The following is a 25,104-nucleotide window of genomic DNA, read 5'->3' on the forward strand; positions in this document are numbered from 1 at the left end:
GTCGGTCTACCTCCTCGCCGTCAAGGGTCTGACCTCCAGAGTTGCGTCATGAGACTGACCCTGTCAAGGATCCGCACCGAGGTTGAACCGGCGCCGTACGTCCGGTCGTTGCTTCAGCCGCTCCGGATAGCCCGGCCCCATCCGCATGGAGGTGTCCTCGGCGCGCAGCGGCTCCCGGCAGCGGGCGCAGACGACCTCGGCATGGGTGTCGTGGCCGCAGGTGTCGTGGTGGAAGACGACGGGGGCGCCCTCCTCCCCCGCCAGCCAGCGGTCGCCCCAGCGGGAGAGCGCGGCGAGCACGCCGAAGAAGTCCCGCCCCTTCTCGGTCAACACGTAGTCGTAGCGCCGGGGTTCGTCCTGGTAGGGGCGCTTCTCCAGCAGCCCTTCGTCGACGAGACGGCGCAGCCGGTCGGTCAGCGTGTTGCGCGCGATGCCCAGCTCCTGCTGGAACGCGTCGAAGCGACGGATCCCGTAGAAGGCCTCCCGCAGCACCAGGGGCGTCCATGCGTCGCCCAGGAGGTCCATGGTCGTCGCGATGGAGCACGGCCAGTTCGAGAAGGACGTCCGTTTCATGCCTTCACCCTAGCCAGTCTCGTCATGAGACCCAGGGTTTCAGCCATTAACTTCAGCCCTTTCCTTAAGCATTGACGCCCTCCTGGACTCCTGCCATGGTCTGGACCAGTGCACAGCACCCTCACTTTCGGCAGCTCCGACGAGAAGCGAGGTCCACCATGACCACCCCCCGATTCACCGCCTTCCGCCTCAGACGCACCGCCCTCGACCGGTTCGCGTTCGTGGCCGTGCTCGCCGCCCTGCTCACCGCGCTGGTGAGCGTCACGCCCGCCTCCGCGGCCTCCGGCCAGATCACGGGGCTGGCCGGAAAGTGCGTCGACGTGGCGGGCGCGAACAGCGCCAACGGGACCGCAGTCCAGCTCTACGACTGCAACGGGACGGGCGCCCAGAACTGGTCCAACCCGGGCGACGGCACCCTGCGCGCGCTCGGCAAGTGCCTCGACGTGGTCGACCGCAGCACCGCCGACGGCGCGGCTGTCCAGCTGTGGGACTGCAACGGCGGCGCCAACCAGCAGTGGGTGGTCTCCGGCGCCCACGACATCGTGAACCCGGCCGCGAACAAGTGCCTGGACGTACGCGACAACAACAGCGCCAACGGCACCCGGCTGCAGATCTGGACCTGCACGGGCGGCGCCAACCAGAAGTGGAACGCGCCCGCGAGCGGCGGCGGAGGCACCCCTTCGGGCTTCGTGGTGAGCGAGTCGCAGTTCAACCAGATGTTCCCGAACCGGAATTCCTTCTACACCTACAGCGGTCTGACCGCAGCGCTCAGCGCCTACCCCGGCTTCGCCAACACCGGCAGCGACACCGTGAAGAAGCAGGAGGCCGCGGCCTTCCTCGCCAACGTCAGCCATGAGACCGGCGGACTGGTCTACGTGGTCGAGCAGAACACCGCCAACTACCCCACGTACTGCGACTGGAGCCAGTCGTACGGCTGCCCGGCCGGACAGGCCGCCTACTACGGCCGCGGCCCGATCCAGCTGTCGTGGAACTTCAACTACAAGGCGGCGGGCGACGCGTTGGGCATCGACCTGCTCAACAACCCCTGGCTGGTGCAGAACGACTCGGCGGTCGCCTGGAAGACCGGCCTGTGGTACTGGAACACCCAGTCGGGGCCCGGCACCATGACCCCGCACAACGCCATGGTCAACGGCGCGGGCTTCGGGCAGACGATCCGGAGCATCAACGGGTCGCTGGAGTGCGACGGCAGGAACCCGGCGCAGGTGCAGAGCCGGGTCGACGCCTACCAGCGCTTCACCTCGATCCTGGGCGTCAGCCCCGGCGGCAACCTGTACTGCTGACCGGGCACTTCACCGTCACGCGCACCTGAAGAGGCCGGGGTCCGCGACCCCGGCCTCTGTCTCTTCCCGGCATCCGGCGCTGATTCGCGGTTGGATGGGGTCATGAACGACGAGCACGCGCGGTTCATGCGGGCCAACCAGGCGAACTGGGACGCCCGCACGCCGGTCCATCTCGCCAGCCGGTTCTACGGCCTCGACCAGGACCTGGACCCGGCCCGCTGGTTCGCCTCCTTCGAGTGGGACGACCTCGGCGAACTGACCGGCCGCGACGTGCTCCATCTGCAGTGCCATCTCGGCACCGAGACCCTCGCCCTCGCCCGGCGCGGCGCCCGGGCCACGGGACTCGACTTCTCGCAGGCGTCGGTGACCGCCGCGCGGGACATCGCGGCCGAGGCGGGCCTGGACGTCGAGTACGTACGGGCCAATGTCTACGACGCCGAACAGGCCCTTCAGGGGCGGCAGTTCGACATCGTGTACACCGGCAAGGGCGCGCTGTGCTACCTGCCCGACCTGGACCGCTGGGCGTCCGTGGTGGCCCGGCTCCTGCGCCCCGGCGGCCGGTTGTACATCGTGGAGTTCCATCCGCTGCTCAACTCGCTGGGCCCCAAGCCGGGCCCGGGCGAGGGACCCGAGCTGCTGCTGCGGCACGACTACCTGGCCGGCGAGGGTGCCGTGCACCGCGACGCGACGCACACCTACACCGACGGCCCGGCCGTCGAGGGCGCCACCGACAGCTACGAGTGGATGCACGGAATAAGCGATGTCGTCAACGCGTTGATCGGTGCAGGGCTGACCATCCGGAGCCTGCGGGAGAGCGACGAGCTGCCCTGGCCGCGCTGGCCGCAGATGGTCCGGACCCCGTCCGGTTGGTGGCGGCTGCCGCAGCCGCGGATCCCGCTGCTCTACGGCCTCCTCGCCGCCCGCTGAACCCGCGCATCGGTTCGACGCCGTACCCACTGTGGTACGGTCCTGACAGCACTTGTGTACGCCCCCTCTGAGGGCGCCGGTGCGGATCTTCTCTCAGTTCGCCGTATCGCCCGCCGTTTCCCGGTCGGCTCACCGGCTTCTCCGCATCACCTCGTGACCCGCGGTTCCGCCGCATCCGAGGTGTTGTTCCTGCCGCAGAAGGCGTGCTCCGTCCGCCTTCCCTCCGCGGCGTTCCCCTCCCTTCGCATGTTCCATGCCATCCGTCCCCGAAAGGACCGACCACCATGACCACCACTCTCGAACACCCCCCTGTCAAGCAAGAGCCCCGGCCCCAGGCCGTCACCGGTGTCCTCGACATCGACGCGAACGGGAAGGGGCACCTGCGCGCCGAGGGCCTGCTGCCCTCGCCGTCCGACCCGACCGTCTCCCCCGCGCTGATCCGCCGTCATGGCCTGCGCAAGGGAGATCTGATCGACGGCGTACGCGACGCCCGGCGCGCCCTGACCGAGGTCGCACGGGTCGACGGGCGCACACCCGACGAACTGCGCGGCCGCCCGCACTTCCGCGATCTCACCCCGCTGCACCCGCGCGAGCGGCTCCGCCTGGAGCACCCGGCGGCCGGGCTGACCGGTCGCGTCGTCGATCTGATCGCACCCGTCGGCAAGGGCCAGCGCGGTCTGCTCGTGGCCCCGCCCAAGACCGGCAAGACGGTGCTGCTGCAGCAGATCGCGGCCGCCGTCGCCGGCAACCACCCCGAGGCCCGGCTGATGGTGCTGCTGCTCGACGAACGCCCCGAGGAGGTCACCGAGATGCGGCGCTCGGTGCGCGGCGAGGTGTACGCCTCGACCTTCGACCGGGCCGCCAAGCAGCACATCGCCCTGGCCGAGCTGGTTGTCGAGCGGGCCAAGCGGCACGTCGAGGCCGGCGAGGACGTCGTGATCCTGCTCGACTCACTGACCCGGCTGTGCCGGGCCCACAACAACGCGGCCGCGTCCGGTGGCCGCACCCTGAGCGGCGGCGTCGACGCGACGGCGCTGCTCGGGCCGAAGCGGTTCTTCGGCGCCGCCCGGCTGGCCGAGGAGGGCGGCTCGCTCACCATCCTCGCGACCGCGCTGGTCGAGACCGGCTCACGCGCCGACGACTACTACTTCGAGGAGCTGAAGAGCACCGGCAACATGGAGCTGCGCCTCGACCGTGAACTCGCCGCGCGCCGTGTCTTCCCGGCCGTCGACATCAACCCCTCCGGCACCCGCCGCGAGGAACTGCTCCTGCCCTCCGCCGAGTTGACGGCCGTTCGCGGCCTGCGCCGGGCCCTGCAGTCTCGGGACGGCCAGTCAGGAACCGAAACCCTGCTGGAGCGGCTGCGCAACACGCCCGACAACGCGACGTTCGTACGCCGCATCCAGCCGACACTGCCCGCCGAGTGACCCGGCACGCGTGCGCCGCACCGCTTCGCCGTGGCGCCGACCGGGGCGAGATCGCGCAGTTGCCCCCGAGTACCGTACGCCTGCTGCCACACTGCCGGTGACACCACGCACGATCATCCCCCCGTGCGCGTCAGCGCGTTCCCGCCCCGCGAAAGGCAGCACACCATGCCACCTTCAGAGACGACGTCCCCCGGCCCCGCCGCCCTCCTCGCGGCCATGCCCTTCGCGGCACGGCTGGGCATCGAGCTCCACGAGGCACGCCCCGACCGGGTCGTGGGCAGCCTGGAGTGGTCCCCCGAGGCCTGCACCGCGGGCGGAGTCCTGCACGGCGGGGCCCTGATGGCGCTGGCCGACTCCGTGGGCGCCGTCTGCGCCTACCTCAACCTCCCGCCGGGCGCCGGGACATCCACGATCGAGTCCAAGACCAACTTCCTGCGCGGAGTGACCTCCGGACGCGTCCACGCCACGGCCCGCACGCTGCACGTCGGCTTCACCCTGGTCGTCGTACAGACCGATCTGCGCGACGACAGAGACCGCCTCGTGGGACAGACCACGCAGACCCAGATTGTGCTGGCCGCGAACGACGGCACCGCAAGCTGAGCTTCATGCGCCGACGCGCCGGTCAACGGCGTCGTACGGCGATGCTGAGCGTGTTGGCGCCCACGATGGCGCCGATGCTCGCCCATTGGGCCCAACCCAGGTGCTGACCGAGGCCGATCCGGCCGACCAGCGCGGCGAGCAGCGGGTTCACGCTCATGAAGAGCCCGAAGGCCTGGGCGGGCACCCGGCGCAGCGTGAACAGGTCGGCGAGATACGGCACGGCCGAGGAGAGCACACCGGCGGCGATGGCGCAGCCGACCGCACCGGCGGTCGGCGGCTGCCTCAGCACCACGACCACGCCGACCGGCAGGAACATCAGCGCGGAGAGCGCGGCGGCGGTGGCGGAGCCCTGCGCGCCCGGGACACGGCGGCCGACGCTGCGGTTGAGCAGGATGTACGAGGCCCAGCAGCACGCGGCGAGCAGACCGAGGGCCATGCCCGGGTAGTCGGTCGAGGGCTGAGGGCGCATCAGGGTGACGACGCCCGCCGCGGCGATCAGCGCGCAGCAGGCGTCGATACGGCGGCGGGCGGCGGTGAGGGCGATCGCGAGCGGGCCGAGGAACTCCAGGGTGACGGCGAGGCCCAGGCCGATCCGGTCGATCGCGCTGTAGAGGGACAGGTTCATGGTCCCGAAGACCACGGCCAGCCCCAGCACGGGCCACCATTGCGCCCAGGTGAAGTCGCGCACGCGGGGGCGGCCGACGGCGAACAGGACGACGGCGGCGACGTATTGGCGGACCGCGACGACGCCGGCCGGTCCGAGGACGGGGAAGGCGAGCGAACCGATCGCGGCGCCGACCTGGTTCGACAGGCCGCTCGCGGCCATCGTCACCACTCCGGCCGACCGTCCGTGCGACGGCGCCGGAGCCGATGGCCCCATGGACGGTGCAGAACCCTCGGAAACGATGTCTGCTTCGCTGAGCATGCCCCGATCGTGCGCCGCCGCCGGGCATGCACAAAATGCACAGCCCGCGCGATCTATACGCTTGGCTCATGGATGTGGAGCTCCGGCAGTTGCGCTGTCTTGTCGCCATCGTCGACGAGGGCACCTTCACCGACGCCGCCATCGCGCTCGGCGTCTCCCAGGCGGCGGTGTCCCGCACGCTGGCGTCGCTGGAGCGCACGCTGGGGGTACGGCTGCTGAGGCGCACCTCGCGCGCGGTGGCGCCGACCACGACCGGGCTGCGGGTGGTGGCGCAGGCCAGGCGGGTGCTCGGCGAGGTCGACGACCTGGTCCGGGAGGCGACCTCGGGCCACTCCACCCTGCGGGTCGGCTACGCCTGGTCGGCGCTCGGCCGTCACACCCCCGCCTTCCAGCGCCGCTGGGCCGGGGCCCACCCCGACACCGACCTCCATCTGGTCCGCGTCAACTCCGCCACCGCCGGACTGGCCGAGGGCAGCTGCGATCTCACCGTGGTCCGCATTCCCCTGGACGACCGCCGGTTCGACGCGGCCATCATCGGTCTGGAGCGACGTCTGTGCGTTCTGTCCGCCGACGATCCCCTGGCCGGACGACGCTCGCTGCGGCTCGCCGACCTGGCCGAGCGCACGCTGCTGATCGACCGGCGGACCGGAACGTCCACGCCCGAACTGTGGCCGCCCGACGCGCGCCCGGCCACCGAGGAGACCCATGACGTGGACGACTGGCTGAACGTGATCTCCAGCGGGCGCTGCGTCGGCATGACCGCGGAGTCCACCGCGCACCAGTACCGCAGGGCGGGCATCGTCTACCGTCCAGTGCGCGACGCCGAGCCCATCGCCGTCCGCCTCGCCTGGTGGCGGGACGATCCGCATCCCGCCACTCAGATGGCGATCGAACTGCTCACGGCGCTGTACCGGGGCGACTGACCGACCCCAGTGAGGTCGTCGGGCCGGCAGTAGTCACCGGGGTCGAAGCCCTGCTCCGGGCCCGGGGTCAGGTCGGCGAGGTCATGGGTGACGAAGAGCAGGGTGCCGCCGGGGGCTACGGCGTCCAACAGGCCACGCGGCACCGCGAGTTGCGGGGTTCACCGGAGCGGGAAGTACTGCACCGACACAGGTCGAAGGCGCCGGGCGCGGGCGGCGCGGCCGCCAGGTCGGCGTGCGTCCACGTCACGCGGTCCGTGAGAGCGGCCATGTCGGCGGCGGCGCGCCGCAGGGCGGTACATCTCGTCCCAGAACCGTCCGTCCGGCGGTGCGGGGTGCACGCTCACCTTGCGCCGTCCTCCGCGAGCGCTCCGTGCAGGAAGACGGCGACCAGGTCGGAGGTGTCGAGCGCCACCGCGCCGAGCTGCTGCGGGCGGTGGAACAGCAGGCCGAGGAAGAGCGCGGCGGCCTGTTCGCCGGAGATCCGCAGCTGCTTGGTGCGAACAGCTCCGCGAGGGCCTCGCGGATCGCCGCCATCGAGACCTCCCGGGCTCCGGCGGGCGGCCTCCTCCCCTCCTCGCCCCGCTGTCGCCGGTGCCCGGACTCGTGCAGGGCCCCTGCAATCGTGCCCATCCGACCCAGATACGCGCCGAGCGCATCGGCGGCCTCGGCCAGGCGGTCGGCCGGCGGCTGGTCGAGGGAGATGGAGGAGATCTCCCGTACGGCGTGGTCGTGACGCATCGCCTCGGCCATCACGGCGTCGAGCAGTTCGCCGGCGAAGACGCGGAAGATCGTCCCCTCCGCGATGCCCGCGGCGCGCGCGACCTGACCGATGATGACTCTAACCCTTTTCATTCGCTTGACAGGTTACATCCATGCGCTCATTCTAACCATACACATGACTTACAGGGGTTAGGAGAAAAGGTCGTGCTCGCCTACCAGGACACGGACGTCGCAGAGGCACCGCCGCCGCGTGATCGGCTGCGTCTGGTGCCGATCGTCGAGCGGCCCGTCGAACAGCCCGACGCACCGGCTGCCGGCACGGGCCGCGTCAGGGCCATGCCGACCGGGGAGGCCGCTGGGGCGCTCGCACTGGTCGGCGCACTGGTGGCCGCTCTGATCTGGTCGAACGTGTTCCCCGCCGATTACGAGGCGTTGTGGCGGACGGAGTTGAGCCTGGGAGTGGGCGGCGGTCGGGCGGGGCTGGATCTGCGCACCTGGATCAACAGCGGGCTGATGACCTTCTTCTTCCTGCTCGTGGGGTTGGAGGCGCGCAGGGAGCTCGATCTGGGCGAGTTGCGTGACCGGCGCCGTCTGCTGCTGCCCGTCGGAGCCGGGGTGGCGGCCATGGCCGTGCCCGTCGGGATCTACCTCGCCGTCAACCACTCCGGCCCGGCGGCGCACGGCTGGGGAGTCGCCATGTCCACGGACAGCGCCCTCGCGCTGGGCGTCTTCAGCGTCCTGGGTCGGAACCTTCCGGCACGTATCCGCGCCTTCCTGCTCACCCTGTTCGTTGTCGACGACCTGGTGGCACTCCTGGTGATCGCCGCCTTCTACAGCCATCACGTCCGGCCGGTCCCGCTTCTCGTGGCCGCGGTCTCCTTCGCCGCCCTCCTCGTCTGCGGCCGGATGCGTCTGCGCAACTGCGGCGCCCTTGCCGTCGCGCTGGGCGCCGTGATGTGGGCCGGACTGATGACGGGCGGGGTCGACCCGGTGGTCGCGGGCCTGGCGATCGGCCTGGTCACCTCGGCCTACCGGCCCGCCCGCGGCGACCTGGAGCACGCCACCGGTCTGGTGCGGTTGTTCCGCGAACAGCCGAGCGCGCATCGCGCCCGCTCCGCCGCCGCGGGACTGACCTCCGCGCTCTCGGAGAACGCGCGGCTGCAGCACCGCTTCCACCCCTGGACGACATTCGTCATCGTGCCGCTGTTCGCCCTGGCCAACGCGGGTTTCACCCTCGACGCGGGGCTGTTGCGGAGCGCCCTCACCGCCCCCGTGACCGTTGGCGTCTTCCTCGCTTACGTCGTCGGAAAGCCCCTCTCGGTCATCGTCACCTCCTGGGCGGTGGGACGGCTCAGCGGCGGGAGGCTGCGTCCGCCCGTCGGCTGGGCCGCCGTCGCGGGGAGCGGTGCGCTGGCCGGGATCGGCTTCACCGTCTCCCTGCTGATCGCGAACCTCGCCTTCACCGGACGGCCGCTCCTGGAGGCGAAGGTCGGCATCCTGGCGGCGGTCGTGGCATCCGGCGCCCTCGGCTGGACGGTCTACCGCCTCACTTCGCTCCTCCCCCGCGCGGCCCGTCACCGCGCCCTCCTCGGGGCGGCACCGCCCTTGGCCGACCTGGACGGTGGCGTCGACCCCGCTCTCGACCACGTCCGCGGGCCGCAGGACGCGCCGGTCACCGTCGTCGAGTACGGCGACTACGAGTGCCCGTACTGCCGCGAGGCCGACCCCGTCACTCGCGACCTGCTCCTCTCACGATCCGACGTGCGCTACGTGTGGCGCCATCTGCCGCTCACCGACATCCATCCGCATGCAGGCCTGGCAGCGGAAGCCGCGGAGGCAGCCGGGGCCCAGGGAGCCTTCTGGGCGATGCACACGCTGCTGCTGCAGCGCCAGGACCGGCTGGAGGTGAGCGACCTGCTCGGCCATGCCGCCGAACTCGGCCTGGACGTAAGCCGGTTCCGGCATGACCTGCAGCGCCGGGTGCACGCCGACCGTGTCGCACGCGATGTCGCGTCGGCCGACCGTATCGGGGTCTCCGGAACGCCCACCTTCTTCTTCAACGGACAGCGCCACCACGGCGCCCACGACCTGGCGACCCTCACACGGGCCCTCGACGCGGCACGAGCAAGCCGAGACCTAACCTCTAAAATTGTCTTGACAGGTTAGGGCGACCGTGCTGCACTGAACACATAACCAGTGAATTCAACTTGAAGGGTTAGGCGACATGGTCCCCTCCGTCCACCACCGCACCGCCACCGTCAACGGCCTCGACGTCTTCTACCGGGAGGCCGGCGACCCCCAGGCCCCCGTGCTCGTCCTGCTGCACGGCTTTCCGACCAGTTCGCACATGTTCCGTCATCTGATCCCGGCCCTCGCCGACCGCTATCGCGTGATCGCCCCCGACCACATCGGGTTCGGCCAGTCGGCGATGCCGGGGCTGCGGGAGTTCCCGTACACCTTCGACGCGCTCACCGAGGTCACCGCCGGACTGCTGGAACGGCTGGGCGTCGGGCGCTTCGCGATGTACGTACAGGACTACGGCGCCCCCATCGGCTGGCGCCTCGCCCTCCAGGACCCGCAGCGCATCACAGCGATCATCACGCAGAACGGCAACGGCTACGAGGAGGGCTTCGTCAAGCCCTTCTGGGACGGCGTCTTCGCCTACACGTCGAACCCCGGACCGGAGACCGAGGCCGCCATGCGCGGCGCCCTGACCCTGGAGAGCACCCGCTGGCAGTACGTCAACGGCGTCGCCGACCCCAGCCTGGTCAGCCCGGACAACTGGCTGCACGACCAGGCGCTGCTGGACCGCCCCGGCAACGACGAGATCCAGCTGAAGCTGTTCCGGGACTACCCCACCAACGTGGACCTCTACCCGAAGCTCCACCAGTACTTCCGCGACTCCCGCGTCCCGCTGCTTGCGGTCTGGGGAGCGGGCGACGAGATCTTCGGCCCCGCCGGCGCGGAGGCCTTCCGCCAGGACCTGCCCGACGCCGAGATCCATCTGATCGAGTCCGGCCACTTCGCCCTGGAGAGCCACCTCGGGACCATCGCCGGACACATCCGCGACTTCCTCGGCCGCGTCCTCGACTGACGACCGGGAGGAACCCGACGGCCATGACCCGTCAGGCGCGTCGCTTCGCGTTGAGGCGAGCGGCCTGGCGGGTCAGGTGGTCGCGTTCGGGGAGGTTGGTGGCCTTGTGGGCCGCCTCGGCGTAGAGCGCGGCTGCCTTCGTGAGGTCGCCTTCGCGTTCGTGGAGGTAGGCCGCCACGGCGGTGTGGCGGGGCAGTGAGTCGTCCAGTTCCGCGAGTGCCGCGAGGCCGGCGCGCGGTCCGTGGGCCTCGCCGATCGCGACCGCGCGGTTGAGGAGCACGACCGGGCTGTCGACCAGGCCCGCGAGCTCGTCGTACCACTCGACGATCTGCGCCCAGTCCGTCTCACCGGCGGTGGGCGCGTCGGCGTGCAGGGCGGCGATGGCGGCCTGGGCCTGGAACTCGCCGAGCCGGTCGCGGGCCAGCGCCTTCTGCAGGATGCCGATGCCCTCGGCGATCGCCTTGGTGTCCCAGCGGCTGCGGTCCTGCTCGGCGAGCGGTACCAGGCTGCCGTCCGGCGCGGTCCGGGCGGCCCGCCGGGCATGGTGGAGCAGCATGAGCGCGAGCAGTCCCGCGACCTCGGGGTGGTCGATCGCGGCCGCGAGCTGTCGGGTGAGCCGGATGGCCTCGGCGGCGAGGTCGACGTCGCCGGAGTAGCCCTCGTTGAAGACCAGGTACAGCACGCGCAGCACGGTGGCGACGTCGCCGGGCCGGTCGAGGCGTACGCCGGAGACGGTGCGCTTGGCCCGGCTGATCCGCTGCGCCATGGTCGCCTCGGGCACCAGATAGGCCTCGGCGATCTGCCGGGTGGTGAGCCCGCCGACGGCACGCAGGGTGAGCGCGACCGCGGACGACGGCGTGAGCGAGGGGTGGGCGCAGAGGAAGTAGAGCTGGAGCGTGTCGTCGACCGAGGACGCGGGTCCGGGCGGCGGTTCCTCCTCGACGCGGTCCTCACGACGTCGTCGTGCGGCGTCCGCGCGGGTCGTGTCGATGAACTTGCGCCAGGCCACGGTGACCAGCCAGCCCTTGGCGTCCCGGGGCGGATCGTCCGGCCAGTGGCGGACCGCCTCGACGAGGGCTTCCTGTACGGCGTCCTCGGCCGCCGCGAAGTCCGCTCCGCGGCGGACGAGGACGGCGAGCACACTGGGCGTGAGGCTCCTGAGCAGGGCCTCGTCCATCGGTGGGGTCACTCCGTGGCGGTGCAGTGCTCGGCCATGAGCGGGCGCACCTCGAGCCACTCGTGGATCGGCCTGCCGCCCGCGCCGGGGGCGGCGGACAGCTCCGCGGCCAGTTCCAGGGCGCGTTCGTAGCTGTCGACGTCGATCACCGTCCAGCCGGCGATGAGGTCCTTGGTCTCGGCGAACGGGCCGTCGGTGACGGGCGGGCGCCCCTCGCCGTCGTAGCGGACGAAGGTCCCCTCGGGGGACAGTGCCCGGCCGTCTACGTACTCCCCCGACTTCTCCAGCCGTGCCGCGAAGTCGTTCATGTACTGCGCGTGCGCCGAGATCTCCTGTGGTGTCCACTGGTCCATCGGCACGTCGTTGACCGGGGGTGGGGCGCCTCGATAGTGCTTCAGCAGCAGGTACTTGGCCATCGTGTCGTCACTCCTCGGGCTGGTGCGACCCATTGTGACCGCATTCGCCTCCCAGGAGGATCCGGCTTTCAGGAAGATCCGGCTTTCACCGCTGGGCCCGGCCGATCTCCTGGAGGGTCCAGGTGTTGCCGTCGGGGTCGGTGAAGTCGGCGAAGCTGGCGTAGTCGAGGCGGTCGGGGTGCGGGCCGGGTGCCCAGCCGCCCGTCCATTCCTCCACCGGTGACTTGTGCCGGATGCCGCCGACGGTGACACCGCGTGCGGTCAGTTCGCGGTGCGCGGTCTCGATGTCGGGCACGGCCAGGTGCAGCGCGCGGGCCGAACCGGGTGGCGCGTCGGTGAGTCCGACGCCGATCTGGACCGAGCAGGCCGAACCGGGCGGGGTCAGCTGCACGACGCGGAAGGAGGCGGTCGGGTGGTAGTCGACGTCGAGGGTGAAACCGGCCTGCCGGGTGTAGAACTCCTTGGCCTTGTCGACGTCGCCGACGGGGAGCGTGACGACTTCGAGCCTGTAGTGCATCAGGCACCTCCTGGGGTGGGGCGGACGCCGGCGTTCAGGCCGGTCGGGAAGTCAGTCATGGTTCCTCTGATCGGTCCGGCGGAGCGCCGTGCGGGCCGCTCGGACAGTGGCCCGCCAGGTCCCGCGGACGGTGTACGTCCGGGTCGACGACGGCTTGGGGATGTGGATGGCCGGGATGGGACCGAAGGCCGGAGTCACGGTCACGGGCTCCGGCGGGTTCGGTGGCGGGTTTGTCCGCCGGTCGGCGGTGGCGGTGGTGTCCGTGGGCTGTACGGGAGTCGGGGGCATCGTGTTCGCCTGTCTCACATGTCCAGAACGATGTCGCTGCCGGGCCGGGCGCAGCAGATGAGCACGTCGCCGTCGGCCGGGGGCTCCAGCGGCGCCGGCTCATAGGTGACACGGCCCGACAGCAGGGGGGTGACGCAGGTGTGGCAGACGCCGGTACGGCAGCTCCAGCGGGCGGGGACGTCGCAGGCGTCGGCGAGTTCGAGCACGCTGCCGCCGCCGTCGGGGAAGGGCGTGGAGATGCCGCTGCGGGCGAAGGTCACCGTCGGGCCGGTGCCGGGCGGTCCGGGTGGCTGGTGCGGAGGCCGGGCCGTCCGCCCGGTGAGACCGGGGTTGATGGCGGGCAGCGCCCCGAAGAGCTCGGTGTGGACGCGGGCCGGGTCGATGCCGGCCGCGACGAGGGCGTCCGTCATGTCGGTCATGAACGCCGTCGGGCCGCAGATGTAGGCGGTGGCGTCGGCGGGGACCTTCAGCGCGGTCAGCTCGTCCTTGGTGAGGCGGCCGGCGCTCGCGCCGTGGCGGTCGCGTTCCTCGGCGGTGGCCGCGCTGTAGAAGACGTGCTCGCGGGAGTGCGGCAGTGACGCGAGGAGGGTGCGTGCCTCGGCGGCGAGCGGGTGCTCCCGCGGGCCGCGGGCGCCGTGGATCCACCAGATCTCGCGGTCGCTGCGGGCGGCCGCGAGCGCGTGCAGCATGGACAGCGTCGGTGTCACGCCGATACCGGCGGAGATCAGCAGGACCGGGCCGGTGCCCTCGGTGAGCACGAAGTCGCCGCGGGGCGCCGCGACTTCGAGCACCCCGCCCGCGCGCAGGCCGGTGGTGAGATAGCCGCTCGCGGCGCCGTGCGGTTCGTGCTTGACGCTGATGCGGTAGCTGCCCGTGTCGGGCGCGGAGGACAGCGAGTAGCTGCGCACCGGTGCGGGCTGCCCGGCGCCGGGGATCCGCAGCGTCAGGTACTGGCCCGCGCGGGCGGCCGGGAGCCGGGTCCCGTCGGTGGCGGTCAGGTGGATCGAGGTGACCGTCGTGCTCTCGGCGACGACGTCGGCCACCCGCAGCTCGCGGAAGCCGTCCCAGGCCGGGCGGGCGGCACCTCCGGCTGCCCCGGCTCCCCCGGTTCCGTCGGCTCCCCCGGCTCCGTCGGCGAGCAGGTCGCGGAACGAGCCCTGCCAACCCGGGCTCAGCGCGGGGATGTCGACGGCGAGGCGCAGCTTGGCCGGGTCGCGGTCGGGGAGGTAGAGCAGCGCGTCGGTGTCGGCGACGGTGAGCGCGCCGGGGCCGGTGCGGGTCCTGACGATCCGGTCGCCGGCCTCGATGTGTCCCTCGCGCAGGACGCGCATGTAGAAGCCGGGGCGGTGGTGGCTGACCAGCAGGGCGGGCAGCTCCGGTTCGCCCATGCGCATTCCGACGCGGTAGCAGGTGACGCGGGGCTGGGTGACCTCGAACTCGGCCTCGCCGATGCGGTACCGGTCGCCGATGCAGACCTCGTCGTCGGCCAGGCCGTCGACGGTGAGGTTCTCGCCGAACTGCCCGAACGTGAAGTCGTCGCGTCCGAAGTGCCGTTGCCAGTACCGATAGGACTCGATCTGGTAGACGAGCACCGCCCGTTGCTCACCGCCATGGCCGTTGGTGTCGCCCTGGCCGTCGCCGTCGATGTTGAGCCGGCGCACCATCGCCGGTCCGGACACCGGGTGCTTCCACACACCGGTGTGGACCGTACGGCCCTGCCACGCCACGTCCTTGGGCTTTCCGACGTTCACCGACAGCAGGGAGGGCATGGCCCGCTCCTTCCTCGTGTCCTTGCTCACGGCTGTGGGACAGGGGCCGTCTCGTCGAGGTCGAGGTTGCGGTCGACGCCGTGCGAGACGACTTTCTGGCCGGGTTCGAGGCGCAGCCGGACACCGTCCAGGTGTACTTCGACCTCGTCGGGCTCGAAGGACACCAGGTCCTCGATGCGGTCGACCTCACGGTAGGCGTTGCGGTACGACCAGGCGGCGCGCCGCGTCTGTGCGATGTCGTAGTAGTCGCACAGTCCCTTGTAGGGGCAGAACGTGCGGGTGTCGGCCGGCGTCAGTGCCGTCTCGTCCACGTCGGCGCGCGGCACGTACCAGCGGGGCGCGAACCCGGACTCGTAGAGGACCAGCGGCCGCCGGGAGTCGGCGACGACGCGGTCGCCGCTGCGGACGACGAGATGGCGGCTGGTGCGGCGGATGTCGATGCGGTGGTAGTTGTCGGCGGCGTGGCCGACGATCCGCTCGTCCTCCTCGTAGAAGGCGTCCATCGCCCGCCAGGCGAAGGCGACGCGGCCCTTCAACTCACTGGCGTGGTCGGGCAGTTCGGTGTACTGCCAGGCGGCGCGCGGCTTGCTCTGCGTGCCCGCGTGCACGGTGTACCAGGCGGTCGGCCCGAGGTCGCCGTGGCGGGTGGTGTGCCCGGCCGACTCCAGTACGCCGACGTCGATGTCGCCGACGGGGAAGTACGCCACCGGGTATCGGCCGGGCTCGTGCAGCAGCACGACGTCCTCGCTGTCGGCGATCCAGGTGTCGGCGAACCGGACCCGCATGCGCCGGCGCAGCGGCTCCGCGAAGAGCATCCGCTCGGGCAGGGGTTCGGGGACGAGGAAGCGGCCGACCGCTCCGGGGGCGAGCGGTCCTTGTTGCCAGGACAGTCCCATCGTTTCGTTCCTTTCGGCTCGGCCCGGGGCCGGGGCGGCCCGGGTGGGTCAGGTGAGCGGCTCGCCGCCGTCGATGCGCAGGGTCACGCCGGTCAGGAAGGTGCTGGTCATGGCGAACAGGGCGGCGTTGGCGATGTCGTCGGTGGTGCCGATGCGCCGGGCGGGGTTGCGGGCGCCGATGTCGGCGAAGTAGTCGGCCTTGCCCTGCTCACCGAGGGCGTCCCAGGCGCCGGTGTCGATCACTCCCGGGGAGATGGCGTTGACTCGGACCGGCGCCATCTCCAGGGCCAGCGAGCGGGCCAGGACGTCGGCGGCGCCGTTGGTGATGGCCACGGCCAGGGTCCCGGCCGCGATCTTCACCGCGGCGACCCCGGAGAACAGGGTGAACGAGCCGCCCTCGGCGATCCGGGGGCCCAAGTGCTTGGCCAGCATGAGCGGGCCGATGACCTTGGTGTCGAACGAGCGCCGGACCGCGTCCCGCTCCAGATCGCCCAGCCGGCCGCGGGCGCGGGCCGACGCGGTGGACACCACGTGATCGACGGAGCCGAGCCGTTCGCCGAGGGCGGCGATGGATGCGTCGTCGGTGAGGTCGACGGTCTCGGTGCCGATGCCGGGCTCGCCGGCGTAGGCGTCGGCGAGGGCCTGCCGGTCGCGTCCGGCGGCGACGACCCGCGCTCCCGCGTCCCGCGCGGCGACGACGACGGCTCGGGCGATTCCGCCGCCCCGTCCGATGACCAGCACGGTTTCGTCCTTGAGGGGTCCGGTCATGTCCGCTCCGTTCGATGCCGGGCCGGCAGGCGCCGGCCCCTCTAACCCTCGTAAGCGTTTTAAGTGGTTGCCATGGGAGTCAATCACCGCACACCTAACCTGTCAAGACAGATACAGCGGTTAGGCGTCCAGGAAGTCAGTTGCAGACTGCGGCGCACCCGACCGTCGGCGCATCCGCCAGTGGCTGGCCGTCGGTGCCGGTGGGCGGGATAGCGTGGTGGTGTGCGTGATGCTGCGGGTCCGCCGCGGTGGGACAGCGCGACCGGGCTGACCGGCCGCCGCGCGGAATGCGACGTGCTCGACCGGTTGATCGCGGCGGTTCGCGCCGGTGAGAGCCGGGCCCTGCTGCTCCACGGAGATCCGGGCGTGGGCAAGACGGCCCTGCTGGACCACCTGGCCGCACAGGCACGCAACTGCCGTGTCGTACGTGCCGCGGGAGTCGAGTCAGAGCGGGAGCTCGCCTTCGCCGGGCTGCACCAGCTGTGCGCCCCGATGCTGGACCGGCTGGAGCACCTTCCCGTACCGCAGCGCGACGCGCTGGGCACCGCCTTCGGGCTGAGCACCGGCCCGGCCCCCGACCGGTTCCTGGTCGGCCTGGCCGTGCTCGGCCTGCTGTCCGAGGTCGCCGAGCAGCAGCCGCTGATCTGCCTGGTCGACGACCGGCAATGGCTCGACCGGGCCACGGCGCAGATCCTCGCGTTCGTCGCGCGCCGCCTGGGGGCGGAGTCGATCGGTCTGATCCTCGCCTCCCGCGGCGACCGTGGCGACCTCACGGGAGTCCCGGAGCTGCTGGTCCAGGGGCTGCCGGAGCCCGACGCACGAGCGCTGCTCGACACCGTGCCGACCGGGCCCATCGACACGCGAGTACGGGACCAGATCGTCCTGGAGGCGCGGGGCAATCCGCTGGCCCTGCTGGAGCTGACACGGGGCTGGGCACCGGCCGAACTGGCCGGGGGTTTCGGTCTTCCGGGCGCCGCAGCGCCGTCGGGAGACATGGCGGCGCTCTCGGGAGACATGGAGGAGAACTTCCTGCGGCGGGTCGCCGCGCTGCCGCGAAACGCCCGGCAGCTGCTGCTGGTCGCGGCGGCCGACCCGTCCGGCGATCCGGCGCTGGTGTGGCGTGCGGCCGGCCGGCTCGGGATCGGTGGCGAGGCCGCGGTCCCCGTGACGGAGGCGGGGCTCGCCGAGTTCGGTGGGCGGGTGCGGTTCCGTCATCCGCTGGCCCGCTCGGCCGCCTACCGGTCGGCGTCGGTTCAGGACAGACAGGAGGCGCACCGGGCCCTGGCCGCCGCCACCGACCGAACGCTCGATCCCGACCGTCGTGCCTGGCACCGTGCGCAGGCCGCCCCGGGGCCGGACGAGGACGTCGCCGCCGAACTCGAACGCTCCGCGGGCCGGGCCCAGGCCCGTGGCGGCACGGCCGCGTCGGCCGCCTTCCTGCACCAGGCCGCCGTGCTCACCCTCGACCCGGCGCGGCGGGCCGGACGGGCGCTGGACGCCGCCCGGGCAGCGCTCCGCACCGGCGCCCTCGACGTGACACGGGAGCTGCTGGCCATGGCCGGGGCCGGACCGCTCACCGCCGTACAACGGGCGGGCCTCGACACGATGCGGGCCCAACTGGCGTTCAGCACCGCCCGCGGCGGCGAGGCCCCGACCCTGCTGCTGAAGGCGGCGGGACAGCTCGAAGCCGTCGATGCGGACCTGTCCCGCGCGGCCTACCTGGACGCGGTCTCGGCCGCGATCTTCGCCGGACGGCTGGCAGGCCCCGGAGGCGACGTCCTGGACGCGGCCCGCGCCGCCGTCTCGGCGCCCCCGCCCCCGCACGCCCCGCGCGCCTGCGACCTCCTGCTCGACGGCACGGCCACCGGTCTGCACACCGGGTACGCGGCCGGGGTCCCGGTCCTGCGCGAGGCCCTGGCCGCCTTCCGGTCCGGGCTGTCGGCCGAGGAGCAACTGCGCTGGATGTGGCCGGCGAACATCACCGCCATCCGGATCTGGGACGACGACCAGTGGGCCGCCCTCTCGGCCCGCTACGTCCGCCTCGCCCGGGACGCCGGGGCCTTCGGCGAACTCCCGCTGGCCCTCACCTCGCGCGCCCATGTCCTGCTGTTCGCGGGCGAGTTGGCCTCGGCGGCGGCACTGACCGAGGAGCTGCAGGCGGTCAAGGAGGCGACCGGGAGCGGGCTGGCACCCTACGGCGCCATGGCCCTGGCCGCGCTGCGCGGCGAGGAGAGCGCCGCGACCGCCGTCATCGAGGCCACCCTGGAGGACGCGACCCGGCGCGGCGAGGGCATCGGTATCACCTTCGCCGAGGGCGCGAACGCCGTCCTGAACAACGCTCTCGGCCGCTACGACGAGGCCATGTCCGCCGGACTGCGCGCCAACGCCTACGACCATGATCCGGCCGGGCTGTGCTGGACCCTGGCCGAGCTGGCGGAGGCCGCCGCGCGCTGCGGGGCGGCCGGTCCGGCGGCCGACGCGTGCGACCGGCTCGGCGTGATGGCCGACGCCGCGGGCACCGACTGGGTGCGCGGCGTCGAGGCACGGGCACGAGCGCTGCTGAGCGAGGGCGAGGCGGCCGAACGGCTCTACCGCGAGGCGATCGCCCGCCTCGGCAGGACCCGGATGCGCGTCGAACTGGCCCGGGCGCATCTGCTGTACGGGGAATGGCTGCGCCGGGAACGGCACCCCGGCCTCGCACGCGAGCAACTGCGCACCGCGCACGGCATGTTGGAGACGATGGGCGCGACCGCGTTCGCCGACCGCGCGGCCCGCGAACTGCGCGCGGCCGGAGGCACGGCCCACCGGCGCACCACCCCGGCCAGGGACGAGGAACTGACCGCTCAGGAGGCGCAGATCGCCCGTATGGCGCGGGACGGTCTGTCGAACCCCGAGATCGGCACCCGTCTGTTCATCAGCGCCCGCACCGTCCAGTACCACCTGCGGAAGGTCTTCACCAAGCTGGGGATCACCTCGCGCAGCCAGCTCGACCGCGTCCTGCCCCGCGGCCCCGCCGGCTGACCCACGGCCCCGGACATCCGGCCCGACGCCCGGCGACCGAGCCATGAACCGGCCGCGCGCGCCACCCCACTGAGGCATCCGAGTGCTAGCGGATCGTTCCCGGCCCGGTCACCGTCCCGTACGCCGGACCCATTCCTACGTTGATCATATGATCACCGATTTTCGATCCCGGGCGGCCTCCGCCACCTGTGTGCTCTGTGTCGCGGGCGTCATCGCGTTCGCGCCCGTGGCGGCCGCGGCCGGTGCGGAGCCCACGCCGCCCGCCCCGGCGCGGGCGGGGCTGCCGCAGCCGTCGTATCTGTATCGCGAGGGCACCGTGGTCCGGCCCCATCGGAACGCACCCGGGCTGCCGGACGTCTCCGCGCTGTCCTGGCTGGTGTCCGACGCCCGCACCGGCGAGGTGCTCGCCGCGCACGACGCCCATCGCGCACTGCCGCCCGCCAGCACGCTGAAGACCCTGTTCGCCCTGACCGTGCTGCCGGTCCTGCCGGCGGACCTGCAGCACACGGTCGACGAGGAGGAGATGGCGGACATCGGTCCCGGCAGCAGCAGGGTCGGGGTCGCCGAGGGGCACACGTACCGGGTCTCCGACCTGTGGCGCGGGGTCTTCCTCAACTCCGGCAACGACGCCGTGGACGTCCTCGCCTCGATGAACGGCGGCTGGCACCGCACCGCCGAGCAGATGCAGGCCAAGGCCCGCTCCCTCGGCGCCCTGGACACACAGGTGCGCTCGCCCGACGGCTACGACATGCCGGGCCAGGTGTCATCCGCGTACGACCTGGCGGTGTTCGGCCGGGAGGGACTGCGCGACCCCGCCTTCGCGAGCTACTGCGACACGGCCGAGGCGAGCTTCCCGGGCGGGGGCGGATGGTCGTACGGCATCCGGAACACCAACCGGCTGCTGACCGGTGCCGACGGAGTGGAGCCGTATCCGGGCCTGATCGGCGTGAAGAACGGCTACACCAGCAACGCCGGCAACACGCTCGTCGCCGCGGCCCGCCGGGACGGGCGCACGCTCGTGGTCACGGTGATGAACCCTCAGGAGGGCGGCGGATTCGCCGTCTACGAGGAGGCTCGTCGGCTGCTGGACTGGGGGTTCGCGGCGGCCGGGTTGGTCGAACCGGTGGGCTCGCTGGACGGGCTGCGGGTCAGGTCGCGGCCGGGACCGGGACTGCACGCCACGCCCGTCGCGGGACCGCACGCCACGCCGGTGGCCGTCGCCCCGGACGGCGGCCCCGGGTGGCCGACGGCCGGTGTGGTCTCGGGTGCAGTCGTGCTCGGTGCGGTGGCCGTGGCGCTGGTGCTGCGGGCCAAGGGCAGGCTGTCGGCGCGGAGTTGACCCACCGGCAGCCACAGCAGGAGCCCCAGGGTGATCCAGGTGTAGAGGTTGCTGCCGAGGAAGCCGTCGATGCCGGACGCGTCGTGGAACCACAGCCACACCACGCTGGTGCACATCACCGTGTACAGCGTGCCCGCCACGCGCGCGTGCCCGGTGCGCACCAGCACGGCGAACGCCGGCAGCAGCCACACCAGGTGGTGCACCCAGGTGATGGGGCTGACCAGGCACGCGGTCGCACCGGTGAGGGCGACCGCGGCCGGCCAGTCGGCCGCCGCGACGGCACGCCGGGTGCGCCATGCCCAGATGCCGAGGACCACGAGGACCGCCCCGGCCCACACCGCGCGGTCCATGACGCCGAGCCGGGCCAGGATGCCCTGGAGCGACTGGTTGGAGACATAGGCGAGGCGGCCCACCCGGTCGGTGTCCCACAGGGCCTCGGTCCAGTAGAAGCGGGAGGCCGCCGGATCCACCCATGCGGCGAGCCCGGTCGCCGCCGCCGTGACCGCGCTCGCGACGGCCGCCGCACGCCATCGGCGGGCGAGCAGCAGCAGACCGATGAAGACCGCGGGCGTGAGCTTGATCGCGGCGGCGAGGCCGATGCCGACGCCCGCCAGGCGCTCCCGGCCGGTGGCGAGCAGCCGGGCGTCGGTGAGCACCAGGGCCAGCAGCAGGAGGTTGACCTGGCCGAAGCTGAAGGTGTCGCGCAGCGGTTCGTACAGCGCGAGCAGGCACAGGCCCAGGGCGCAGCCGAACCAGCCGTGGCGGCGCCACGCCCCCTCGGTGAGGAGGTGCAGGACCAGGACCAGGGCCGCCAGGTTGAGCACCAGGGCACCGGCGATCGCCGTGTGCAGGCCGACGAGGGACATGGGCAGCATGCTGACGGCCGCGAACGGCGGGTAGGTGAAGCCGTACGTCGTGCCCGGCACCCGGTAGTCGTAGAGGCGTCCGCCGTGGTGGATCCAGCCGTTGACCGCCCCGTAGTAGACCCGCAGGTCGAACCAGTCGCGCAGCAGCGGCACCGTCGCGGTGAAGACGGTGACGACCGCGGCCACGGCGAGGACCAGCAGCAGCCGGCCGCGGTCGGTGCGGGGAGCCTTCACGCGGTCCGTCCCACGGCCGGTGCCTGCGCGGCCTGGTGGGCCTGCCACAGCACGACCACGGCCAGCGCGCCGCCGGAGACGGCGAGCATCAACTGCCCGCTGTCGACCGGGCCGCCGCTCGGCAGGGTGGCGAGCGCGAGCACTCCGGTCACGGCCGCCACCCGTTGCCGTACCGAGGTGGTCGGTGCCGCGGCGGCGATCAGGAACAGCCCCCACAGGGCGTACCAGGGGCGGATCGCCGGGCCGAACGCGGCCACCGCGGCGAGGCTGAGGCCGAGCGCGTAGACGGGACGTGGGCGCAGTCGCCACCATATGGCCGCCACCGCGACGGCGGTGATCAGGAGGCCGAGCAGATGCCAGGCCGGCAGGGCCAGGGGCGCAAGGTCGCTGCCGAAGCGGCCCAGCAGGGCGCCGGTGGCGCGGCCGAGGAGGCTGGAGAGCGCCCAGTTGTGCGGGGAGACCGGGGTGTCGAGGGCGCCGATCCAGCCGTATCCCGTGCCGGCGAGGGCGGTCGCGGCGACCGTGGTGACCGCGGCGGCGAGCACGGTCGTCAGCGCTGCCTTCGCCGGGGGTCTGCCCGCCCGCACCTGGAGGAGGACGACCGCGGCGAGCCCCAGTACGGCGGGTGCCTTGACCAGCGCGGCGAGGGTGACCAGGGCAGCGCCCAGGACCGGCCACCTGCCGAGGGCGGCGACCAGGCCGACGCCGAGCAGGCCGAGCATGATGGCGTCGTTGTGGGCGCCCGCGACCAGATGGAGCAGGACCAGCGGGTTGAGGGCGCCGAGCCAGAGCGCGGCGGCCGGGTCGGCTCCGCTGTGCCGGGCGAGCCGGGGCAGCGCGGCGGCCATCAGCACCACGCCGAGCAGGGCGACCAGCCGCATCCCGAAGAGGCCTGCGGGGATCTCGCCACGGGTCAGGCCGGACAGCGCGGAGGCGAGGGCGAGGAACACCGGGCCGTAGGGGGCGCCGGTGTGCTGCCACAGCGGTGCGACCTCGTCGGCGAGCGGGCCGCCGAGCTGGGCGGGTCCCTGGGCGTAGACGTCCATGTGGGCGTCGACCATGGCGCCCTGGGCGAGATAGCTGTAGACGTCACGGCTGAACAGCGGCGGGGCGAGGAGCAGCGGGGCCGCCCACACGGCGAGCACGAGCATCAGGTCGCGCGGGGTGGGCGGTTCGGCGCCGCGCACGAGCCGGCCGAGCAGCACCCAGGCGGCTATCAGCAGGACGACGCCGAAGTAGACGCCGACCAGGCCCAGGGCGGCGTGCACGTCGGCCGGTGCCAGCAGGTCCCGCACGGGCAGCGCACCGGCCGACTCACCGCCCAGGGCGAGGAAGGCGGTGCCGGCCAGGCCCAGCACCTGGCAGCGGCGGAGATCGACGGGAAGGGCCATGGCCAACACCCGGTCAGCGTGTCAACGCCGGGTGGCCGGAGATTGACGCGCCCCCTTCCGGGCGGGGGCCTGCATGTGACCGGCGTGTGATCCCGCTTCAGAAGCGATGATTTCGCCGTGCCCGGCCGGTCTCCCCTGTGTCGCACCCAGCGTTCCGCCCCCTTCCCGACACCTACCGAACGGACGTGATGACCATGCCCTCCGACTCCGCGTACGCGAAGGTCAACGGCCTGGAGATGTACTACGAGCGCCACGGCTCCGGCGACGACGGCAGCCGTCCGCTGGTGCTGCTGCACGGAGGCGTGCACACCGTCGGCCTGTCCTTCGGGGCGGTGCTGCCCGCGCTCGGCGAGGGCCGCCGCATCGTGGCGCCCGAGCTGCAGGGGCACGGCCACACGGCCGACACCGAGCGCGAGATGTCGGTGCCGAACTTCGCCTCGGACGTCCTGGCCCTGCTGGACCGACTCGGCATCGAGCAGGCCGACTTCATCGGCTTCAGCCTCGGCGGCCTGACCGCGCTGGAGATCGCGGTGCGGCATCCCGAGCGCGTCGGGCGCCTGGTGCTCGCCGCCACGCACTACCACCAGGACGGCTACCACGAGGAGGTCCGCACCCCCGACTACACCTCCCCGCGGCTGCCGAGCCAGGAGGACTTCCAGGAGTGGGCCGACGCCTACGCGGCCGTCGCGCCGCATCCCGAGCACTTCGAGGAGTTCCTCGGCAGGGTCACGGGCGCGGCCCACGCCCCGCTGCCCTGGACCGCCGACGACCTGCGCGGGCTCACCGCGCCCACGCTCCTGGTCATCGGCGACACCGACTTCGTGCGCATCGAGCACGCGGCCGAGATGCACCGGCTCATCCCCGGAGCCCGGCTGGCCGTGCTGCCGGGCACCACGCATGCCGAGCTGATGCGGCGCACACCCGTGCTGGTGCCGCTGCTGACGGAGTTCCTGGACTGAAGCGGCCGTTCAGAACACCGAAAGACCGGTCAGGGTCGTGAAGCGGTCCAGTGCCGCGACTCCCGCCACCGAGTTGCCGCGCTCGTCGAGCCCCGGGCTCCACACGCACAGCGTGCAGCGTCCGGGCACGACCGCGATGATGCCGCCACCGACACCGCTCTTGCCGGGCAGGCCGACGCGGTAGGCGAAGTCGCCCGCGGCGTCGTAGGTCCCGCAGGTCAGCATCACTGCGTTGACCTGCTTGGCCTGGCTCTGGCTGAGCAGCCTGTCGCCGTCGGCGCGGATGCCGTGGCGGGCCAGGAAGCCGATGGCCAGGGCGAGATCGGCGCAGGACGCCATGACGGAACACTGGCGGAAGTACTGGTCAAGGAGCACCGGGACCGGGTTGTCGATGTTGCCGTACGACGCCATGAAGTGCGCGAGAGCGGCATTGCGGTCCCCGTGCGCGGACTCGGAAGCGGCCACGTCCTGGTCGAAGTCCAGCGCGGGGTTGCCGCTCTCCGCCCGCAGAAAGGCCAGCAGTTCGCCCGAGGCGTCCGAGCTACGGGTCTGCAGCCGGTCGGTGACGACGAGGGCGCCCGCGTTGATGAACGGGTTGCGCGGGATGCCGTTCTCGTACTCCAGCTGGACCAGGGAGTTGAAGGGGTTGCCGGAGGGCTCGCGGCCCACGTGCTCCCACAGGGCGTCGCCCTCGCGGGCCAGGTCGAGGGCGAGGGTGAAGACCTTGGTGATGGACTGCGTGGAGAACGGCTCGCGCCAGTCCCCCACGCCGTACACCGTGCCGTCCAGCTCCGCCACCGCCATACCGAACCGGCGCGGGTCGCACGCCGCCAGCGCCGGGATGTAGTCGGCGGGCCGGCCCCTGCCGGGGGTCCGCTCGATCTCCTCGGCGATACGCGCGAGGACCGGTTCGAAGGAGTGGGACGACGCCGTAGTCATGATCACCATCATGCCGCCCCAGGGGCGCGGGGAA

22 protein-coding genes and 1 pseudogene are annotated in these 25,104 nt (G+C 72.3%); 10 read left to right on the forward strand and 13 right to left on the reverse strand.

Going from position 1 to position 25,104, the window contains the following annotated elements; translation table 11 throughout:
- Positions 1–63 precede the first annotated feature (63 nt).
- The gene (locus MQN93_RS22595) at positions 64–573 is read right to left on the reverse strand and encodes a winged helix-turn-helix transcriptional regulator (protein WP_242711013.1); all 510 of its coding nucleotides are present in this window, start codon (positions 571–573) and stop codon (positions 64–66) included.
- Positions 574–731: 158 nt separating this feature from the next.
- Here MQN93_RS22595 and MQN93_RS22600 point away from each other — a divergent pair, with 158 nt between their 5' ends.
- The 4 genes from MQN93_RS22600 (at position 732) to MQN93_RS22615 (ending at position 4,828) form a co-directional block, all read left to right on the forward strand.
- Positions 732–1,874 (forward strand): chitinase, encoded by a 1,143-nt coding sequence (locus MQN93_RS22600; RefSeq protein WP_242711014.1) that lies wholly within the window; start codon positions 732–734, stop codon positions 1,872–1,874.
- 102 nt (positions 1,875–1,976) lie between these two features.
- Positions 1,977–2,801 carry a class I SAM-dependent methyltransferase gene (locus tag MQN93_RS22605; protein WP_242711015.1) on the forward strand — a complete coding sequence of 275 codons (825 nt, stop codon included), beginning with the start codon at positions 1,977–1,979 and terminating at the stop codon, positions 2,799–2,801.
- A 284-nt stretch (positions 2,802–3,085) separates the two neighbouring features.
- Positions 3,086–4,228: a transcription termination factor Rho gene (gene rho, locus MQN93_RS22610; RefSeq protein WP_242711016.1), complete on the forward strand. Its 1,143-nt coding sequence runs from the start codon at positions 3,086–3,088 to the stop codon at positions 4,226–4,228.
- A 165-nt stretch (positions 4,229–4,393) separates the two neighbouring features.
- Positions 4,394–4,828, forward strand: coding sequence for a PaaI family thioesterase (locus tag MQN93_RS22615; protein ID WP_242711017.1), 435 nt, complete (start codon positions 4,394–4,396; stop codon positions 4,826–4,828).
- Positions 4,829–4,850: 22 nt separating this feature from the next.
- On the opposite strand, the gene MQN93_RS22620 is transcribed toward MQN93_RS22615, so the two are convergent.
- On the reverse strand, positions 4,851–5,708 hold the full coding sequence (locus MQN93_RS22620; RefSeq protein ID WP_242711090.1) for an EamA family transporter: 858 nt from the start codon (positions 5,706–5,708) through the stop codon (positions 4,851–4,853).
- A gap of 113 nt (positions 5,709–5,821) precedes the next feature.
- On the opposite strand from MQN93_RS22620, the gene MQN93_RS22625 reads away from it, so the two are divergent.
- Positions 5,822–6,676, forward strand: a complete 855-nt coding sequence (locus tag MQN93_RS22625; RefSeq protein ID WP_242711018.1) for a LysR family transcriptional regulator — start codon at positions 5,822–5,824, stop codon at positions 6,674–6,676.
- Here the strand turns inward: MQN93_RS22625 and MQN93_RS22630 are convergent.
- Together MQN93_RS22630 and MQN93_RS22635 are read right to left on the reverse strand one after the other, a co-directional pair.
- Entirely contained in the window at positions 6,631–6,804 is a 174-nt protein-coding gene (locus MQN93_RS22630; RefSeq protein ID WP_242711019.1) for a hypothetical protein, read from the reverse strand. The genes MQN93_RS22625 and MQN93_RS22630 overlap by 46 nt on opposite strands.
- A 115-nt stretch (positions 6,805–6,919) precedes the next feature.
- Positions 6,920–7,528, reverse strand: coding sequence for a TetR/AcrR family transcriptional regulator (locus MQN93_RS22635; protein ID WP_242711020.1), 609 nt, complete (start codon positions 7,526–7,528; stop codon positions 6,920–6,922).
- A gap of 72 nt (positions 7,529–7,600) precedes the next feature.
- Here MQN93_RS22635 and MQN93_RS22640 point away from each other — a divergent pair, with 72 nt between their 5' ends.
- The gene (locus tag MQN93_RS22640) at positions 7,601–9,562 is read left to right on the forward strand and encodes a Na+/H+ antiporter NhaA (RefSeq protein ID WP_242711021.1); all 1,962 of its coding nucleotides are present in this window, start codon (positions 7,601–7,603) and stop codon (positions 9,560–9,562) included.
- 58 nt (positions 9,563–9,620) lie between these two features.
- The gene (locus tag MQN93_RS22645) at positions 9,621–10,490 is read left to right on the forward strand and encodes an alpha/beta fold hydrolase (RefSeq protein WP_242711022.1); all 870 of its coding nucleotides are present in this window, start codon (positions 9,621–9,623) and stop codon (positions 10,488–10,490) included.
- Positions 10,491–10,521: 31 nt separating this feature from the next.
- On the opposite strand, the gene MQN93_RS22650 is transcribed toward MQN93_RS22645, so the two are convergent.
- The 6 genes from MQN93_RS22650 to MQN93_RS22685 all read right to left on the reverse strand — a co-directional run bounded on the left by MQN93_RS22650 (position 10,522) and on the right by MQN93_RS22685 (position 16,321).
- The gene (locus tag MQN93_RS22650) at positions 10,522–11,667 is read right to left on the reverse strand and encodes an RNA polymerase sigma factor (protein ID WP_242711023.1); all 1,146 of its coding nucleotides are present in this window, start codon (positions 11,665–11,667) and stop codon (positions 10,522–10,524) included.
- A gap of 8 nt (positions 11,668–11,675) precedes the next feature.
- Positions 11,676–12,083, reverse strand: a complete 408-nt coding sequence (locus tag MQN93_RS22655; RefSeq protein ID WP_016433398.1) for a YciI family protein — start codon at positions 12,081–12,083, stop codon at positions 11,676–11,678.
- Between the two features lie 85 nt (positions 12,084–12,168).
- Positions 12,169–12,600 (reverse strand): VOC family protein, encoded by a 432-nt coding sequence (locus MQN93_RS22660; RefSeq protein WP_242711024.1) that lies wholly within the window; start codon positions 12,598–12,600, stop codon positions 12,169–12,171.
- A gap of 302 nt (positions 12,601–12,902) precedes the next feature.
- Positions 12,903–14,657: an MOSC and FAD-binding oxidoreductase domain-containing protein gene (locus MQN93_RS43970; protein ID WP_278191038.1), complete on the reverse strand. Its 1,755-nt coding sequence runs from the start codon at positions 14,655–14,657 to the stop codon at positions 12,903–12,905.
- 26 nt (positions 14,658–14,683) lie between these two features.
- Positions 14,684–15,553: a DUF427 domain-containing protein gene (locus tag MQN93_RS22680; protein WP_016433402.1), complete on the reverse strand. Its 870-nt coding sequence runs from the start codon at positions 15,551–15,553 to the stop codon at positions 14,684–14,686.
- A gap of 48 nt (positions 15,554–15,601) precedes the next feature.
- Positions 15,602–16,321, reverse strand: a complete 720-nt coding sequence (locus tag MQN93_RS22685; protein ID WP_016433403.1) for an SDR family oxidoreductase — start codon at positions 16,319–16,321, stop codon at positions 15,602–15,604.
- Positions 16,322–16,543: 222 nt separating this feature from the next.
- On the opposite strand from MQN93_RS22685, the gene MQN93_RS22690 reads away from it, so the two are divergent.
- Both MQN93_RS22690 and MQN93_RS22695 read left to right on the forward strand, forming a co-directional pair.
- The gene (locus MQN93_RS22690) at positions 16,544–19,342 is read left to right on the forward strand and encodes a helix-turn-helix transcriptional regulator (RefSeq protein WP_308404370.1); all 2,799 of its coding nucleotides are present in this window, start codon (positions 16,544–16,546) and stop codon (positions 19,340–19,342) included.
- Between the two features lie 148 nt (positions 19,343–19,490).
- Positions 19,491–20,369 (forward strand): annotated as a pseudogene (locus MQN93_RS22695) (D-alanyl-D-alanine carboxypeptidase family protein); the annotation flags it as partial.
- Positions 20,370–20,404: 35 nt separating this feature from the next.
- On the opposite strand, the gene MQN93_RS44240 reads toward MQN93_RS22695, so the two are convergent.
- Complete coding sequence (locus MQN93_RS44240) at positions 20,405–21,781, reverse strand: glycosyltransferase 87 family protein (RefSeq protein ID WP_308404371.1); 1,377 nt, start codon at positions 21,779–21,781, stop codon at positions 20,405–20,407.
- Positions 21,778–23,172 (reverse strand): polyprenol phosphomannose-dependent alpha 1,6 mannosyltransferase MptB, encoded by a 1,395-nt coding sequence (mptB, locus tag MQN93_RS22705; RefSeq protein ID WP_016433407.1) that lies wholly within the window; start codon positions 23,170–23,172, stop codon positions 21,778–21,780. Before mptB ends, MQN93_RS44240 begins: the two co-directional genes overlap by 4 nt.
- Positions 23,173–23,360: 188 nt before the next feature.
- Between mptB and MQN93_RS22710 the strand changes: the two genes are divergently transcribed.
- Positions 23,361–24,131, forward strand: a complete 771-nt coding sequence (locus tag MQN93_RS22710; protein ID WP_242711093.1) for an alpha/beta fold hydrolase — start codon at positions 23,361–23,363, stop codon at positions 24,129–24,131.
- Positions 24,132–24,140: 9 nt separating this feature from the next.
- Here MQN93_RS22710 and MQN93_RS22715 read toward each other — a convergent pair whose 3' ends face one another.
- Positions 24,141–25,079 (reverse strand): glutaminase, encoded by a 939-nt coding sequence (locus MQN93_RS22715; protein WP_242711094.1) that lies wholly within the window; start codon positions 25,077–25,079, stop codon positions 24,141–24,143.
- Positions 25,080–25,104: the final 25 nt, after the last annotated feature.

Origin of the sequence: Streptomyces spinosisporus (assembly GCF_022698145.1) — a bacterium.
In the GTDB taxonomy this organism is placed as follows: Bacteria; Actinomycetota; Actinomycetes; order Streptomycetales; family Streptomycetaceae; genus Streptomyces; species Streptomyces spinosisporus.